This window comes from Kitasatospora sp. Root107 (assembly GCF_001424875.1).
Taxonomy (GTDB): Bacteria; Actinomycetota; Actinomycetes; order Streptomycetales; family Streptomycetaceae; genus Kitasatospora.
On record NZ_LMCT01000020.1, the window covers coordinates 101,345 to 116,466 of the forward strand.

13 protein-coding genes and 2 pseudogenes are annotated in these 15,122 nt (G+C 70.3%); 6 read left to right on the top strand and 9 right to left on the bottom strand.

Features of this window, described 5'->3' with window-relative positions; translation table 11 throughout:
- Positions 1-93 precede the first annotated feature (93 nt).
- From ASC99_RS19350 to ASC99_RS19360, 4 genes and pseudogenes are all read right to left on the bottom strand, one after another.
- Positions 94-2,238: a SpoIIE family protein phosphatase gene (locus tag ASC99_RS19350; protein WP_235583078.1), complete on the bottom strand. Its 2,145-nt coding sequence runs from the start codon at positions 2,236-2,238 to the stop codon at positions 94-96.
- A 330-nt stretch (positions 2,239-2,568) separates the two neighbouring features.
- Positions 2,569-2,688: pseudogene (locus ASC99_RS38675) on the bottom strand (family 1 glycosylhydrolase); the annotation flags it as partial.
- 245 nt (positions 2,689-2,933) lie between these two features.
- Positions 2,934-3,596 carry a response regulator transcription factor gene (locus tag ASC99_RS19355; RefSeq protein ID WP_057233708.1) on the bottom strand — a complete coding sequence of 221 codons (663 nt, stop codon included), beginning with the start codon at positions 3,594-3,596 and terminating at the stop codon, positions 2,934-2,936.
- Complete coding sequence (locus ASC99_RS19360; RefSeq protein ID WP_057233711.1) at positions 3,571-4,743, bottom strand: sensor histidine kinase; 1,173 nt, start codon at positions 4,741-4,743, stop codon at positions 3,571-3,573. The genes ASC99_RS19355 and ASC99_RS19360 overlap by 26 nt, the downstream gene beginning before the upstream one ends.
- A gap of 175 nt (positions 4,744-4,918) precedes the next feature.
- Here ASC99_RS19360 and ASC99_RS19365 point away from each other — a divergent pair, with 175 nt between their 5' ends.
- On the top strand, positions 4,919-7,144 hold the full coding sequence (locus tag ASC99_RS19365; protein WP_057233713.1) for an MMPL family transporter: 2,226 nt from the start codon (positions 4,919-4,921) through the stop codon (positions 7,142-7,144).
- Between the two features lie 477 nt (positions 7,145-7,621).
- Here the strand turns inward: ASC99_RS19365 and ASC99_RS38685 are convergent.
- A pseudogene (locus ASC99_RS38685) lies at positions 7,622-7,819 on the bottom strand (family 1 glycosylhydrolase); the annotation flags it as partial.
- A 102-nt stretch (positions 7,820-7,921) separates the two neighbouring features.
- Positions 7,922-9,277 (bottom strand): GH1 family beta-glucosidase, encoded by a 1,356-nt coding sequence (locus ASC99_RS19370; RefSeq protein ID WP_057233715.1) that lies wholly within the window; start codon positions 9,275-9,277, stop codon positions 7,922-7,924.
- A gap of 215 nt (positions 9,278-9,492) precedes the next feature.
- On the opposite strand from ASC99_RS19370, the gene ASC99_RS19375 reads away from it, so the two are divergent.
- Positions 9,493-10,482 (top strand): phosphatase PAP2 family protein, encoded by a 990-nt coding sequence (locus tag ASC99_RS19375; protein WP_057233717.1) that lies wholly within the window; start codon positions 9,493-9,495, stop codon positions 10,480-10,482.
- A 2-nt stretch (positions 10,483-10,484) separates the two neighbouring features.
- On the opposite strand, the gene ASC99_RS19380 is transcribed toward ASC99_RS19375, so the two are convergent.
- Positions 10,485-10,787, bottom strand: coding sequence for a hypothetical protein (locus ASC99_RS19380; protein WP_057233719.1), 303 nt, complete (start codon positions 10,785-10,787; stop codon positions 10,485-10,487).
- A gap of 44 nt (positions 10,788-10,831) precedes the next feature.
- On the opposite strand from ASC99_RS19380, the gene ASC99_RS41740 reads away from it, so the two are divergent.
- The 3 genes from ASC99_RS41740 to ASC99_RS19390 all read left to right on the top strand — a co-directional run bounded on the left by ASC99_RS41740 (position 10,832) and on the right by ASC99_RS19390 (position 12,090).
- Positions 10,832-10,963, top strand: coding sequence for a hypothetical protein (locus tag ASC99_RS41740; protein WP_255359256.1), 132 nt, complete (start codon positions 10,832-10,834; stop codon positions 10,961-10,963).
- A 216-nt stretch (positions 10,964-11,179) separates the two neighbouring features.
- Positions 11,180-11,566: a DUF6193 family natural product biosynthesis protein gene (locus ASC99_RS40730; RefSeq protein ID WP_235583079.1), complete on the top strand. Its 387-nt coding sequence runs from the start codon at positions 11,180-11,182 to the stop codon at positions 11,564-11,566.
- Positions 11,567-11,886: 320 nt separating this feature from the next.
- On the top strand, positions 11,887-12,090 hold the full coding sequence (locus ASC99_RS19390) for a cold-shock protein (protein WP_057233722.1): 204 nt from the start codon (positions 11,887-11,889) through the stop codon (positions 12,088-12,090).
- A gap of 247 nt (positions 12,091-12,337) precedes the next feature.
- Here ASC99_RS19390 and ASC99_RS19395 read toward each other — a convergent pair whose 3' ends face one another.
- Positions 12,338-12,832 carry a MarR family winged helix-turn-helix transcriptional regulator gene (locus ASC99_RS19395; protein ID WP_200948364.1) on the bottom strand — a complete coding sequence of 165 codons (495 nt, stop codon included), beginning with the start codon at positions 12,830-12,832 and terminating at the stop codon, positions 12,338-12,340.
- A 128-nt stretch (positions 12,833-12,960) separates the two neighbouring features.
- Between ASC99_RS19395 and ASC99_RS19400 the strand changes: the two genes are divergently transcribed.
- Complete coding sequence (locus ASC99_RS19400; RefSeq protein WP_057233724.1) at positions 12,961-14,460, top strand: MFS transporter; 1,500 nt, start codon at positions 12,961-12,963, stop codon at positions 14,458-14,460.
- 167 nt (positions 14,461-14,627) lie between these two features.
- On the opposite strand, the gene ASC99_RS19405 is transcribed toward ASC99_RS19400, so the two are convergent.
- The gene (locus tag ASC99_RS19405; RefSeq protein WP_057233786.1) at positions 14,628-15,122 is read right to left on the bottom strand and encodes a hypothetical protein; all 495 of its coding nucleotides are present in this window, start codon (positions 15,120-15,122) and stop codon (positions 14,628-14,630) included.

Below are 15,122 nucleotides of genomic sequence, written 5' to 3' on the forward strand. Positions count from 1 at the left end.
AAAAGCCGTCTACCAAATCGTGGAGACTGTCGGGCCGGTACCCCGACCGGCTTTCCGATGCCGCTGCGCATGGGATTGCACCCCTTGACCCGGTCACCGCGTCAGCGCACCGTCGGGTAGTGGCGTCGCCCGCAGGAGGAACGTCGCGATGTCGTCGGCGCGTTGGGCGGACTGCTGGGCTCCGGCCACGAGATCGGTCGCCGCCGTTTCCAGGTCAAGAACTGCATGGTCGAGCTGCCGGGCGAGGGCGGCGATCGCCTCGTCGAGGTCCGCCCCGGGCGACTCCACCAGACCGTCGGTGTACAGCAGCATCAGCGCTCCGATGTCGAACGCCACCTCGGTGATCGGGTAGACAGCGGTGGTGTCGACGCCCAACGGCAGGCCGGGCGGGATGTCCAGGACCCTGGTGGTCGACCGGCCGGGCGGGCGCAGCAACGGCGGCGGGTGTCCGGCGTTGACCAGGAAGGCACGGTGCGCGGCAAGGTCCAGGTGCGCGTACAGGCACGTCGTGAAGAGATCCGGATCGAGGTCGCACAGCAGCCGGTTCGCCCGGATGAGGACCTGGTCGGGGGCGGCGCCTGCGGTGGCGTGGACGGCAGTGCGGACCTGGCCCATCAGGGCGGCGGCCGGGACGTTGTGGCCCTGGACGTCGCCGATCACGGCGGCTGCGGTGGTCGGGCCGAGCCGGATGAGGTCGTAGAAGTCCCCCCCGATGTCCATGCCCCGGGTTGCGGGCAGGTAGCGGGCGGCGACCCGAAGGCCGTCGATCGTCGGCAGGGCGTGGGGAAGCAGGACCTGCTGGAGACCGTGGGCGAGCCGGTTCTTCGTGTCGTACAGGTGCGCGCGATCCAGGGCCTGAGCGATCAGTCCGGCCAATGAGGTCAGGACGGTGCGCTCGTCGCCCGCGAAGCGGTGTGGCTGGTCGTACGCGAGCAGGCAGCAGCCCACCGGTCGGCCGGAGGTAACGAGCGGCAGCACGGCCCACGCCTTCTTGCCGGTGACCTGCGGAACCTCCGGAAAGGCGCGGGCCAGCTCCTCGGGGCCGTCAAAGAACCCTGGCACCCCTGCGGTGAGGGCCCGCATCATCGGCGCGGTGCGCTCGTCCAGGGGGATCTCGTGGAAGCGTGCCATCTCCTCTGCGCTGTACCCCCGGTAGCCGGTCACCTGCAGGCGGCCTTCCTCGGCGCTCATCATGGCGAGCCCCTGGGCGTCGAAGGCCGGCAGGATCTGTTCGGCCACCAGGGCGATCACGTCGTCGACCGTGACGGCCTCGGTGAGGGCCGCCGCCAGGTGCATGATCTGGTACAGCTGACCGGCGCGGGACACCGGAGTCGGCCGGTGAGGGCCGGGGGCGGGGGAGGTCACGGGGCCGGCGCTGGCCGGGGTGATGCGCACGCTGATCCCGTTGCCGTCCGTGTAGAGCCGGAAATCCAGCCACTGGTCCGGTGGCCGCATCGCGGTGAACGCCACCGGCTGCCGACTGATGACCGCCGCCCGGTACCGGTCCTCGTATTCGGGGTCGTCCAGCCAGGGCAGGGCCTGCCAAGGGATCGCGCCCAGCAGCTGCTCCTGCTCGGCTCCGAGCAGGGCACATGCCGTCTCGGTGAGGAAGGTGATCCGCCCGTTGAGATCGAGTGCGCAGCTGCCGCCCGGGAGCCGTTCCGCGAACGCGGTCGCGGCTGCCTCGGGCAACTTGGCGGCTGCCAGCCGACGGGGCAGGACGCGGGGCCGGAGGGGTGCCGTGATGGGCTGCTGGGCGGATTCGGCACCGGCCAGCAGCTCGGCGAACCGGTCGCAACCGGCAACGATCAGATCCCGGTCGGCTGCGGCGAGGTGCGACGGGCGGGAGCCGGGCCACAGCAACAGCAACGCGCCCCACTGCCGCCCTCCGGTGCAGATGGGGGCGGCCGCCAGCGCGAAGTGGTAGGGCATCGCGACGGCGATACGCGGGTACAGGCGGGCGAAGTCCTCCTGGCTGCCGGACCACACCATCCTGCGGTCCCGCAGGGCGTCACTGCTGGGGGCCGGGGCTGTGAGCGCAACCCTGGTCCACGGCGCGATGAACTCGGCGGGCAGGCCCTGGACGACTGCCAGGTGCAGCACGCCTTCATCGGCTCGCAAGAGATACACGCCGCCCGAGGACGCGCCGCACTGCTCCACCGTCGCGGTCAGCACTTCGTCCAGCCGCTCGTCCCACCCGGCCGCCTCACCGGCGGCCGACACGAGATTCTCCCGCACGCCGTATCGCTCTCCGCCGCTGGTTCGACGGCCCAAACCGCAGTGCGTTCCGGACAACGCCCATACCAGTGACGCTACGCCCGCTGCGGTCGCCGGGCACACGGACCACCCCGGTGCGCCGGGGTGGTCCGGAGTCAGGCAATCGCCGGTCAGGTCGCCCACCGCTGAGGTGGGGGCCATCCGGACCGGCCGCACCAGGGGGGGTGGAGCCGGGGGCCGAGCAGACCCGAGCTGAGCTTGCCGCGGCGCGCAGCTGCGAACGCCCTCTTCCGCCCAAGCCCACCAACCGGTGTCGGGCCTGACGCGTTCTACCCCTACCTCGTAGCCCAACTACCGTTTGCACCAGGCACGATGATCAGCAATCATGTCGCGACACCACGCGTACGACGCCTTCGGCGTGCGCCGCTGCGTCGCGAAGTCGCCATGGACCAGGCCGAAGCGCTGACTGAACCCCTCAGCCCGTCGAACACCCTGTCATCGTATCCGGCCTGCGGACAGCCAGCCGCGTCCCCAACCTCACGGGTCAGAACAGCTAGGGCGCGTATCGAGTCGTGATCATCGGGTGGTCCTGGTGAGGTCTTTGATCCAGATCATCGAGGCGTGCGGGTGGAGACTGGGGCACGTGGAGCCGACGTGAGCCGACCGGTGCACTGATGTCCGGGCGGGGACTCATGGGACATGGCCCTGCACCCGGCTCAGGTTCCGGGGAGGATACGGCGCGTTTCGTAGGCCCACATCGCGATCTCGACCCGGTTGCGGGCGCCGAGTTTGGCCATCAGGCTGGCCAGATGCGTCTTCACCGTGCTGAGGCTGATGTGCAGTGCATCGGCGATCTCGGTGTTGGTCAGCCCGCGAGCGACGGCGAGGAGCACCTGCTCCTCGCGGGCGGTGACGGGTGAGACCGGCTGGGCCGCGGGCCGGCCGGCGGGCAGGTCCGCGAATGCCTGGAGCAGACGGACGGTGACGCTGGGCGCGATGAGCGCCTCCCCGTCGGACGCCGACCGCACGGCCTGGGCCAGAAGGTCTGGTCCCGTGTCCTTGAGGAGGAATCCGCGGGCGCCGGCACGCAGCGAGCCGTAGACGTACTCGTCGAGGTCGAACGTGGTGATGACGACCACGGCCAGCGGGTCGGCGACGCCCGGGCCGGCGACCAGCCGGGTGGCCTCGAGCCCGTCGAGTACGGGCATGCGGATGTCGAACAGGCAGACGTCGGGGCGCAGTTCGCGGGCCAGACCTACCGCTTCCTGTCCGTCGGCGGCCTCGCCGACCACCTCGATGCCGGGCTGGGCGTTCAGCATGATCCGCAGCCCGGTGCGGATGATCGTCTGGTCGTCAGCGACGAGGACGCGTATGGACACCGCTCTCGTTCCTCGCTCTCGGCAGCTCGGCTTCGACATGCCAGCCCCGGTCGGTGCCCGGGCCGGCTCGTAGTGTGCCGCCGATCAGGGTCGCGCGCTCGCGCAGTCCGGTAAGTCCGTATCCGTCGCGACCCCGGCCGGTGCGCCGGCCGTTGTCCCGCACGCTCACCCGTACCGTGTGCCGTTCCGCGGCGACCCGGACGACGACCTCGGTCGCGTCGACCGCGTGGCGCAGCGCGTTGGTCACCGACTCCTGCACGATCCGGTAGATGGCGGCGTCCACGGCCGGGGGCAGCGTGTCCAACTCGCCGTCGAGCCCCAGGTCGACCCTGATGCGACCGCCGGGGGTGCGCACCAGGCGCTCCAGATCCGCGACGCCGGCAGGGGGCGCCAGCTCGGCGCCGACCCCGCGGTCGCGCAGCGCGGCGACCATGGCGCGCATTTCCTCCAGCGTGCGCGCCCCTTCCTCCTCGATCCCCTCCAGCGCCTCGACTGCGGCGGACGGGTCGGTGCCAGCGAGCACCCGGCCTGCCTGGGCGATGATCACCATGGCCGACACGTGGTGGGCCACCGTGTCGTGCAGTTCCCGGGCGAGCTGCTCGCGCTCGCGGGAGCGCACCTGATCCAACTGCCGCTCGCGAGCGGTCACCCGGAACCGCACCGCAGCCCCGACCACGCCGGGCAGCAGCAGGAAGACGAAGCCCCCGACCTCTTCGACGACCGGGGTCTCGTACGTGACGGTCGCCAGGGTGCAGGCCGCGAGGATCACCGCGCCACCGAGCACGATCTCCCGTCCCGATCCCCACCGGGGCAGCGCGTACACCAGCACGAGCACGACCGCGTCGATGTCCAGGCCGACCGGCTCGCGCGGTGCAGCGACGAGCGAGGCCACTTGAAGCAGGATCACCGAGCCGAACGCCAGCTTGACCATCGCCAGTGGGCGGGTCCGGCGCCACAAGGGCAGCAGGCACAGCCATACGGCGAACACCACCGCCACCGGCCGCCACACGACGTTCTCGCGCAGGGTGGCCTCCAGCACCACACCGCCCAGGCCCACGGCGAGCAGCGCCCAGTCCCGCCACACCCGGGCGGGCGCGTCGGGCGGCCGGGGTTCGGTCCACAGGGTTCGCAGGTCGTCTCGGAGCACGGTTCTCAGCCTAGGGACCGCGGCGTGCCGCGCATCGGCCGAAAGGACGGGTCGTCACTCCGCCCCGGGGCCGACGGATCCGCGGCCCGCGGGCCGATGCCGCGGAGCGCCGTTGCGACGAGCCTCGGTATCGGCGGCCGTACAAGGACGGCCGCCGAGGTGGTTGGAGGAACCGATGCTCTCGAAAGCCCTGTTGCGCCTGGGCGCAAGCGCCGCCCGCCATCCCTGGCGGGTGATCACGGCATGGCTGATCGTCGCCACGCTTGCCGTCCTCGCCGCGATCGCCATCGGCGGGCGGACCGCGGACTCGATGACCGCACCGGGGCTGGACTCCCAACGGGCCGCGCAATTGATCGAGCGGGCCGGCACCGGCCAGGAGGGGATGACCGCCCAAGTGGTCGTCACCCCCCTCGACGGCGGTGCGACGTTCTTCGACCACGGCAGCGCGCGCACCGCTCTCACGCGGCTGCAGACCGAGGTGCAGCGGCTGCCGCACGTGCTCGGCACGAGCGACCCGGCGGGGGCACTCGACGCAGGCGGGGACACCGCCGTGCGCGGCGGCCTCGTCTCGGCCGACGGGCGGATCGCGGTCGTCCGGGTGCAGTACCCCGACCAGAGCCGACTGTCGGCCGAAGACCTCGACGCCCTCGTCGGTCTCGGCGACCGGCTGCGCGCCGAACTGCCCCTGCGCATCGAGATGGGCGGGAGCCTCTTCTACGCCTTCTCCGACCCCGACGGCGGCGCGAGCGAGTTGATCGGCCTCCTCGCCGCGGCCGCGATCCTGTTCCTGGCGTTCGGTTCGCTCGTCGCCGCCGCGCTGCCGATCGGCATGGCGGTCTTCGGGCTGACCGTCGGGGTTGCCACGATGACAGTGCTGGCGGGGGTGACGGACGTCCCGACCTTCGCACCGGTCCTGGGCAGCATGGTCGGGCTCGGAGTGGGCATCGACTACGCGCTGTTCGTGCTCGCCAGGCACCGGGAGTACCTCGCGCGCGGGCTCGATCCCCGCGAGGCGGCGGGGCGAGCGGTGGCCACGGCGGGGAGGCCCGTGGTCTTCGCCGGCGGCACCGTCGTCGTATCGATCCTCGGCCTGGCGGTCGCGAACGTACCGTTCATGACCATGGGCGGGCTCGCCGTCTCGATCGTCGTTCTGATCATGGTGGTCGCGTCGGTGACGCTGCTGCCGGCCTTCCTCGGCGCCGCCGGCCCACGCCTGGCCCGGGCCGGCCGGATCGGCCGGGCTCTGCAGACCAGGCAGCCGGGCCGACTCGCACGTCGCTGGATCGGGCACGTCAGCCGGCACCCGGTGCCGTACGCGGTCGGCGCGGCGGGGCTGCTGCTGACCGCGACGCTGCCCGTGCTCGGCCTGCGCGTCGGCCTGCCCGACGACGGCTCACTGCCCCACAGCCGTACCGAGCGCCGGGCCTACGACCTCGTCGCCGAGGGATTCGGCCCGGGCACCAACGGTCCCCTCGTCATCGCCGCGGACCCCACCGGTGATCCGGGAGTGCTGGACCGACTCGTCGCAACGGTCGCGGCGGATCCGGGCATCGCATCCGTCGCGCCGACGCACATCGACCGGGCCACCGGAATCGCGACCTTCGTGGTGTTCCCGACCACCAGCCCTCAGGACAAGGCCACGGCCGACACCATCGCCCGGCTGCGCACCGACGTGCTGCCCACGGCGATCGGGCACGGCCCGGCCAGGGCCCACGTCGGCGGCGCCGCCGCGAGCCTGTCCGATGTGGGCCAACGCACCAGCCAACGCCTGCCGGCGTTCGTCGCCGCCGTGCTGGCGATGTCGTTCCTGCTGCTGATGCTGGTCTTCCGCTCGATACTCGTACCGCTCAAGGCGGTACTGCTGAATCTGCTGAGCATCGGCGCGGCCTACGGCATCATGGTCGCGGTCTTCCAGTGGGGCTGGGGAGGCGCACTCATCGGGCTGGAAGCGACGGTTCCGATCGTGTCGTTCATCCCGATGTTCCTCTTCGCCATCCTGTTCGGCCTGTCGATGGACTACGAGGTGTTCCTCCTCTCCCGCGTACGCGAGGAGTACCTGCGCACCGGCGACAACGGCACGGCGATCGTTGAGGGCGTCTCGAGCACCGCCCGGATCATCACCTCGGCCGCCCTCATCATGGTGGCGGTCTTCCTGTCCTTCGCCGTCGCCGACGACCCCTCCGCCAAAATGTTCGGGCTCGGCCTGGCCGCCGCGATCTTCATCGACGCCACGGTCGTACGCATGGTGCTGGTACCGGCGACCATGACACTCCTCGGCCGGACCAACTGGTGGCTGCCGAAGTGGCTGGACCGGATGCTTCCCCGCGGCCCGGTCGGCACCGACGACACCGACGCTGAATCCACGGGTGAGGCCCCGCGTCCACGGCTGGCTGACCGTTGACTCAACTCCTGCCCGCCCTTGGCGTCCGGCACCTCAGCGCGTCACCCAGGGTATATCGAGTCGTGATCATCGGGTGGTCCTGGTGAGGTCCTTGATCCAGATCATCGAGGCGCGCAGGCGGAGACCGGCGAGGTAGCTGTCGGGAGTCTCGTCGTAGCGGGTGGGTGCGCCACGAGGCGCTCTGGAGTCGAGCGAGGTGAGAGACCTTCACCGCTGGGTTGTCGCAGCAACCTGGTTGAAGCTGGGGGAAGTTCGTCTCGGGGGATGCAGAGGCGGGCGGTAAGCAGCCCTGACAACGCCGGGACGGACCGACACTGCCAGACGGTTCGGGTCCGGCAAGCGAGACGGGAAGGTGTACGCGAGGAACCAGTGCTCGACGCCCCGTAATGACAACACCGGCTCCAACCTGGCGGATCTGGGCCGGCCGCAGTGCACGACCGTCGGCGATCTGGCGGTCGACTCCGAAGCCGACTCTACTCATCGGTGGGGGGGGCCACGCTGAAAGCCTGCGGCGTAGGTGTGGCGATGCTGCCGGAGTAGAGCTGGGCACCTCACCCGCCGCACCCGGTGGGCGGCGATCACGTCGCGGTACCAGGTGTAGGAGTCCTTCGGGGTCCGCACCTGCGTGTCGAAGTCGACGTGGACCAGGCCGAATCTTTGACTCATCCCCTCAGCCCGTCGAACAGACTGTCATCTTAGCCAGACCGCCACTTCGACACGCAGGCTCAGCCCAACTTGGCGACTTCAAGGACGAGTTACCCGCGAGTGCCGCACTCCCTAGCTGACAGATCGCTCCCGGTGGGCGGCGATCAGGTCGCGGTACCAGGCGTACGACGCCTTTGGCGTGCGCACCTGTGTCTCGAAGTCGACATGGACCAAGCCGAAGCGCTGTCCGAATCCCTCCGCCCATTCATAGTTATCAAGGAGGGACCACGTGTAGTAGCCGCGTACGTCGACGGCTTCCGCGACGGCCGCAGCGAGAGCATCGAGGTGGCCGGCCAGGTAGGCGATCCGGTCTGGGTCTAGGACCGTGCCGTCGGAGGCGGGTTCGTCGGCCACGGAGCAGCCGTTCTCGGTGATGGTGATCGGCGGCAGGGCGGCGCCGTAGCGGGAGCGCAGCCCGGTGAGGAGTTCGCGCAGGCCGTCGGGGACGACAGGCCAGCCGAAGGCGGTGCGGGGGACGCCCTCGATCGGGGCTTCGGCGAAGGGGAGGCCGGGGTCGGTCGGGGCGGCGATCCGGGTGGGGTTGTAGTAGTTGACGCCCAGTCCGTCGAGGCCGGGGCCGGCAATGAGCTCGAGGTCGCCGTCGCGCACCGCGCCGCCGAGGTCCTCGCCGATGCCGAACGCCGACAGATCGGGGTAGCGCCCGAGCAGCAGCGGGTCGGTGAACAGCCGGTTGTGCAGGGCGTCATAGGCCTCGGCAGCCGCCACGTCGGCGGGGTCGTCGCTGGCCGGGCGGACCGGGGTGAGGTTGTTGGCGATCAGCACCTCCCGCCCGTGCTCGCGCAGCACAGCGGCCGCCAGGCCGTGGCCCAGCAGTTGGTGGTGGGCGGCCGGCAGGGCGTCGAGCATCAGCGCGTGCCCGGGGGCGTGGATGCCCAGGGCGTAGCCGTAGACCATGTGCACGAAAGGCTCGTTGAGCGTGATCCAGGCGGGCACCCGGTCGCCGAGCCGGTCCACGACCTCCGACGTGTACTCGGCGAACCGGTACGCGGTGTCACGGTCGAGCCAGCCGCCGGTCTCCTCCAGCGCCTGCGGGAGGTCCCAGTGGAAGAGGGTCGGCAGCGGGGTGATCCCGGCCGTCAGCAGAGCGTCCACCAGCCGGTCGTAGAAGGCGAGCCCTTCGGGGTTGACCGGGCCTGCGCCGGTCGGTTGGATGCGCGGCCAGGCGATCGAGAACCGGTAGCCGTCCAGGCCGAGGCCGCGCATCAGCGCGACGTCCTCGGGCCAGCGGTGGTAGTGGTCGCAGGCCACCGCCCCGGTGTGCCCGTCCCGGACGGCGCCGGGGCGGGCGGCGAAGACGTCCCAGACGGACGGGCCGCGTCCGCCCTCCTCGACGGCACCTTCGATCTGGTAGGCGGCGGTGGAGGCTCCCCAGCGGAAACCCGCCGGAAGGTCGAGTCGGTTCGGCACAGCCTGACTCCTTGCTCACGATGGCGCTGGACGCAGAAAACATGAGGATCACTCATATTAGTGCGCTGCCACCGAAACGCCAGCACCACGGGCACTCCCAAGAGAGCGCCAGCAAACTCCCAGGTACCGCTCATCCGTGCATGGCAGGCTGCCTGGGCGCGTGTGAGCCCCATGCTCACCGCAGTTCCCGGAGATTGTTCGTGCGTACTCGCTCCATGTCACCAGCAGATGCCACCGCGCCACCGTCCTCCGCCAACCGGTGGCGCTTCGTTCGCCGGGCGGCCTGGCCGCTCTACTTCCTCCTGCTCGCCCGGTGGACGTACGTGAACGGCCTGCCCTACACCGAGGACCTGGTGTTCCTGTGGCTGATCGGCGCCCTGCTGGCAGCCGCCGCCCACGGCGGTGAGGGCTGGCGCCGCGCCCTGCTGGTGCTGCGGGACTGGCTGCCGGTCATGGCGGTGGTGTGGACGTACTCACTGCTGCGCGGCTACGGCGCCCACACCCCCTGGGCGCCGCACCTTCGCCCCCAGTTGGCCTTCGACACGGCGCTCGGGTTCGGTGAGACCTGGACGGTCCGCCTGCAGCACGCCTTCTACTCCCCGGGCACCGCCCACTGGTACGACTACGCCGCCGTCACGGTCTACATGTCGCACTTCTTCGTGGTCTTCGTACTGCTCGCGGTGCTCTGGCGACGGAACCACGCCAGGTTCCGGCACCTGCTCGGCTGCTACCTCGGCCTCACCTACGCGGGATTCGTCACCTACGTCCTCTACCCAGCGGTGCCGCCGTGGATGGCGGCGGAGCGGGGCGCCACTCCCGCCGTGACCAGGATCGTCGCCGACGTGCTGGCCCAGGCCGAACTGCCCCGCGCCGCATCCGTGTTCGAGGACGGTAGCCGGTTCGCCAACGACGTGGCCGCGATGCCCTCGCTGCACGCCGCCTACCCGATGCTCATCGCGCTGTTCTTCTGGCCGACCGCCACCCGCCGAACCCGCGTGCTGCTGGCCGCGTACCCGCTCGCGATGGCCTGCACCCTGGTCTACGGCGGGGAGCACTTCATCATCGACATCCTCGTCGGCTGGACCTACGCCGTCCTGATCGTCCGCGGAGTCACCCGCCTCGTGGAACGCCGGGCAGCCCGGCGCACGCTGCGGGCGGTGCCGCCCGCCCGGGACCACCGGGCCGACCGGCCTGTTCCGACCTGACCTCAGAACTGCAGCGTCCAGCGGTCGAGGTAGCCCTCGAAGTACTCCGAACCACCCGCCACCCGCAGCCGCCACACCCCGTTGGCCGTCCGGGCCGAGGCGTCCACGCCGGAGATCGTGTGGACACCGGCGTCGAACGATCCGAGGAAGCGCTCGTCGACGCTGCCGTTGCCCGCCGCGACGGTGTGGGTCAGGCCGGCGGCGATCGAGTTGCGTACGGCGGTGTCCTGGCCGTCGAAGTCCCCGTCGACGGCGTCGAATCCGTAGGAGGCCCGACCGCCGAAGCCCTCGTGGCTGATCCGCACGCCGCTGTCGATGACACCTCGTCAGCCTGTTCCCCTTCGGCGGGATGACCGCTCATCAGGCCTGTCACGAGACCGCCGCCGAGTGGGCCAACTGGCTGCCAGCGATCGGCTGCGGACTCCTACCGCCCACCCGGCTGATGCTGACGGAGGAGCAGATCAGTCGAGCGCGGTGGTGACCAGGACCACGCGGACACTGCCAACACCCCTACGCGGTAGCAACTTCCGCGCGTCGGCCTGCTGCGGGCCGGCCTCGGGAGGCCCAGGCCCCCTTCGCCGCCCAGTCTTGGCGTGGGACCTGCGGCATGGTGAACAGACCAGGCAGGACCACCGGACCCAATCGCTCCGCCACCCGCGCGATACCTTGCCGCAAGCATCTCGGAGGGGAGAAGGCCATGGGCCCAGAGCGCAAGTCCCGCGACTCGGTAGAAGCAAAATGGGACGTTCAGGCACGTGCCGCAGCAGACTGGGACGACCGGTCCAGGGGTTCCACGACAACATGGGTACCGCCGATCATGGGAGCCCTCGTGGACGCGGCCCGGAACAGCACGCTGAGCCGGTTCTATCCCTTCACGAGCCATGCCCGCCTCTGCTTCAGCACTGGTCAGCCGCACCGGCTGGGGGAAGGTGAGGTCCTTCCCGTGTGCATCGCCCTTCTCGCGGGAGGCAGCTATTCGGTGGCTGACAAGCACAACCCCGCCAAGGTACTGCTCGAAACGACCAGTGCCGAGATGGCTGTGGCGATGGCCGTCGGAGAACTCCAGGAGTACCTCCAGCCGTAGACGACGGTGGAAGTCACGGCACTGTGCCCGCCGCACAGTTCTGGTCGGTCGCTGAGATGACCTGCGCCCACCGCGGGCCGCGTGCTGCCAGGGTGACGTCGGCTGGGGAAGGCGGTGGCTTGCCCGCCCGTGTCGTCTGCGCAGCAGGACTCTCGGAGCGATAGCGTGGTTGCCAGGAGCAGTCGTGGTCCGAGCCTCTACTCGCCCGTGATCGCGGTTATCGGCACATCACTGTCCGGGACTGCGACCGGACGGGCCCGGTCGGATGCGGCGCTCGCGCACAGCGGGCGTCGGCGGCTGCGCATGTCGAGGAGAACAGCATGGCTACGGGCATCGTGAAGTGGTTCAACGCCGAGAAGGGCTTCGGTTTCATCGAGCAGGACGGTGGAGGCGCTGACGTCTTCGCGCACTACTCCAACATCGCCGCCCAGGGTTTCCGTGAGTTGCAGGAGGGCCAGAAGGTCGAGTTCGACGTCACGCAGGGCCAGAAGGGCCCGCAGGCGGAGAACATCCGCCCGATCTGATCAGTCCACGTCCCGCGACACCCCGCAGGCTGCCCTCGGCTTCCGCGGGGCGTCGCCCCTTTCGCCCGCGACGGATCCGGCACTCGTACAGCTTGCCGCCTACGAAACCAGCAGTTCGTCCCCGGCAGGGAGCCTTCGAGGAGCAGTGCCCGCACGCCTGGCCGCGCCGGGCCGGCGCCCGTGCTGTGAGTCGCTGACGGTCGCACTGACCCACCCGCCCGAGGCGACCTCTAGCGCCGACGGTCCCCTAGGACACCGGAGGGCACGGTGTCACCGGGCTCCGCTCGGCGAGGTGGGCGTCCATGGTGGCGTTCAGATCGGTCATGAACTGCTCGAACTGTTCCAGGAGCTGTGGCGGGTAGGGGGACATCGCGGCATCGAGGCGGCCGGCGAGCGGGCCGAAGAACTCGTCCGCCCGCTGCTGGATGTGCGGGCCGCCGCGCAGGGTGACGATGCGCCGGTCGGAGTGCTCGCGGGTGCGAGTGATGTGCCCGGCCGCTTCGAGGCGGTTCAGAAGCGCGGTGGTGGCGCCCGTGGACAGGGAGATGCGCTCGCTCAGCCGGGCCGGTGACAGCGGGGTCCCGCGTTCTTCGGCGGCGGCGATCTCCAGCACCGCGGTCGCGTCGGTGGAATGCAGGCCCAGCCATGCCGCGAAGCGCCGGCTGAGCTCGGCGTAGTGGCCGCCGTAGATCCGCAGCCCTTCCATCAGCCGCTCGCGCCGCGCCGCGACACCGTCGCCCATCGCTTCCTCCACCGGGGCTGCCACCTCTTCTCTCCTGCCGGGTGTCCAGGTGGGCGCCCCGCTTTTGACAACCTACCTTCACCACTTTACCTTCATCATGGAATTACTTCACCATGGAGGTATCTGGCGTGCGTGACCCGTCCCCCGCCCCTGACGAGACGACCGAGCCCTACCGGTGGCGATGGCTGATCCTGGCGGTGATGATCGTCGCGGAGATCATGGATCTCCTGGACGCCTCGATCGTCAACGTCGCCGGGCCGGCCCTGGAGGACTCCCTCGGTGCCGGTTCCGTCGGACTGCAGTGGGTGATCGGCGGATACGCCCTCACCCTGGGCGCCGGGCTCGTGCTCGGCGGCCGGCTCGGCGACCGCTACGGCCGGCGCCGGATGTTCCTGATCGGCCTGGCGGCCTTCACCGCGAGCTCGCTGCTGTGCGCGATCGCGCCGAGCATCGAGTTGCTGATCGCCTTCCGCCTGCTGCAGGGCACCGCCGGAGCGATGCTGCTGCCCCAGGGTCTGGGTCTGCTGCGGGAGAACTTCTCCGGCCCCGAGCTCACCAAGGTTTTCGCGATCTTCGGACCCGTCCTGGGCCTGGGCGGCATCATCGGCCCGGTCCTGGGCGGCTTCCTCATCGAGGGCGACTTCTTCGGCCTGGGCTGGCGGTCGGTGTTCCTGATCAACCTGCCCATCGGAATCGCGGCGCTGATCGTCGCCTCGAAGTTCGTGCCCAAGAAGGCGGGCGACCACACGGTACGGGTCGACATGACCGGCGCCGCCCTGGTCGTGGCTTCCTGCGCCCTGCTGGTACTGCCGCTCAACCAGGGCCAGGAGAACGGCTGGCCACTGTGGACATGGCTGTCCATGGCCGCCTCGGCGATCGGATTCGCCCTCTTCGCCCTCCAGCAGCGCCGCACGGCCGCTGCTGGCCGCGAACCGCTGGTGACCCCGGGCCTGCTCCGCAAGCCGGCCTTCACCGTCGGCCTCGGCGGCATCGCCCTGTTCTTCGGCGGACTGATCGGCACCCAGCTCGTACTGACCCTGTTCCTCCAGATCGGCCGGCACTTCACCGCCGGGGACGCGGGACTGGGCAACCTGCCCCTCGCCGTGGGAACGGCGATCGGCGGCGCCATCAGCGGCGCGTTCCTCGCCGACAAGATCGGCCGCAAAGTGCTGCAGATCGGACCGCTCGTCCAGCTGGCCGGCGCGGCCGTGCTGTGGTTCGAGCTCGACGGCCTCGACGCCGCCTCGTTCTCGATCTGGGACATCGTTCCCGGCACAGCGGTGGCGGGCATCGGCGCCGGCATGGTGATCGCCGCCCTGTTCAGCTTCATCCTCGCCGCCGTCGACGACGACGAGATCGGTTCCGCCTCCGGCGTCCTGTCGGCCGTGCAGGCCATCGGCGGCTCCGTCGGCGTCGCGATCTTCGGCTCGGTGTTCTTCGCCCAGGCCAAGACCGGTGACTTCACCGGCGGATTCCACCGCGCGCTGATCGTCCAGGCATGCCTGCTGACGGCGTTCCTCGCGATCACCTTCCTGCTGCCCAAGAAGGGCCGCCCCGACGACGAGCAGCACGGCATCGCCACCGAGCCCGCCACCGGCTCCGACGCGAAGCAGCACCTCACCGTGTGAAACAGAGCTGGGGAGAGCGCCCACGCAAGCGGTCTCCCCAGCACCGACGTGGGCCGGCCGGGCAACCTGACCGACCGCACGCCACGGGAAGAGCCCGGGGCGAAGGCCGCCACGCCGCAGGTCACTCACACGGCCAACGCCCTGGCCCGCACGGGCCGCCCCCGGTGCTACTGGTTGAGCAGGAAGTCGTAGTAGTCGGTGGGGCCGGTGAGGACGGCCTGGAAGTACTTGGGCTCGCCGTCGGTGTCGAGGGGTACTTCGTGGCCGGCGGTGCGGGTGAGACCGAGGGAGAGCTTGGGGACGGTCCAGTGGTTGGGTTCGACCTGAAGGAGTGTCAGGCCCAGGCCTTCCAGCTGTTCGAGGAGCTGGAGAGCGGGAGTACGGAAGACGTCGATCCCGCGGAAGCTGACCGTGATCTGCTCCGGCCCGGGCTGGGGGATCCACACCTCGGCCGCTCGCAATGTCTTGCCGCGCTCGATGTGGAAGACGATCTCGAACTGCGGGTGCAGGGCGAGGACCTTCATCGGGCGGAAGGCACTGGTGGAGCCCTCGTTGGTGACCTTGACCTGGCCCAGCTGAGCGGCAGCCGCCTTGACCTCCTCCGCCGGCATGCCGAGCGGGAAGCCGGTGATGCCGTTCGGGGGATCCAGTTCGATATCCAT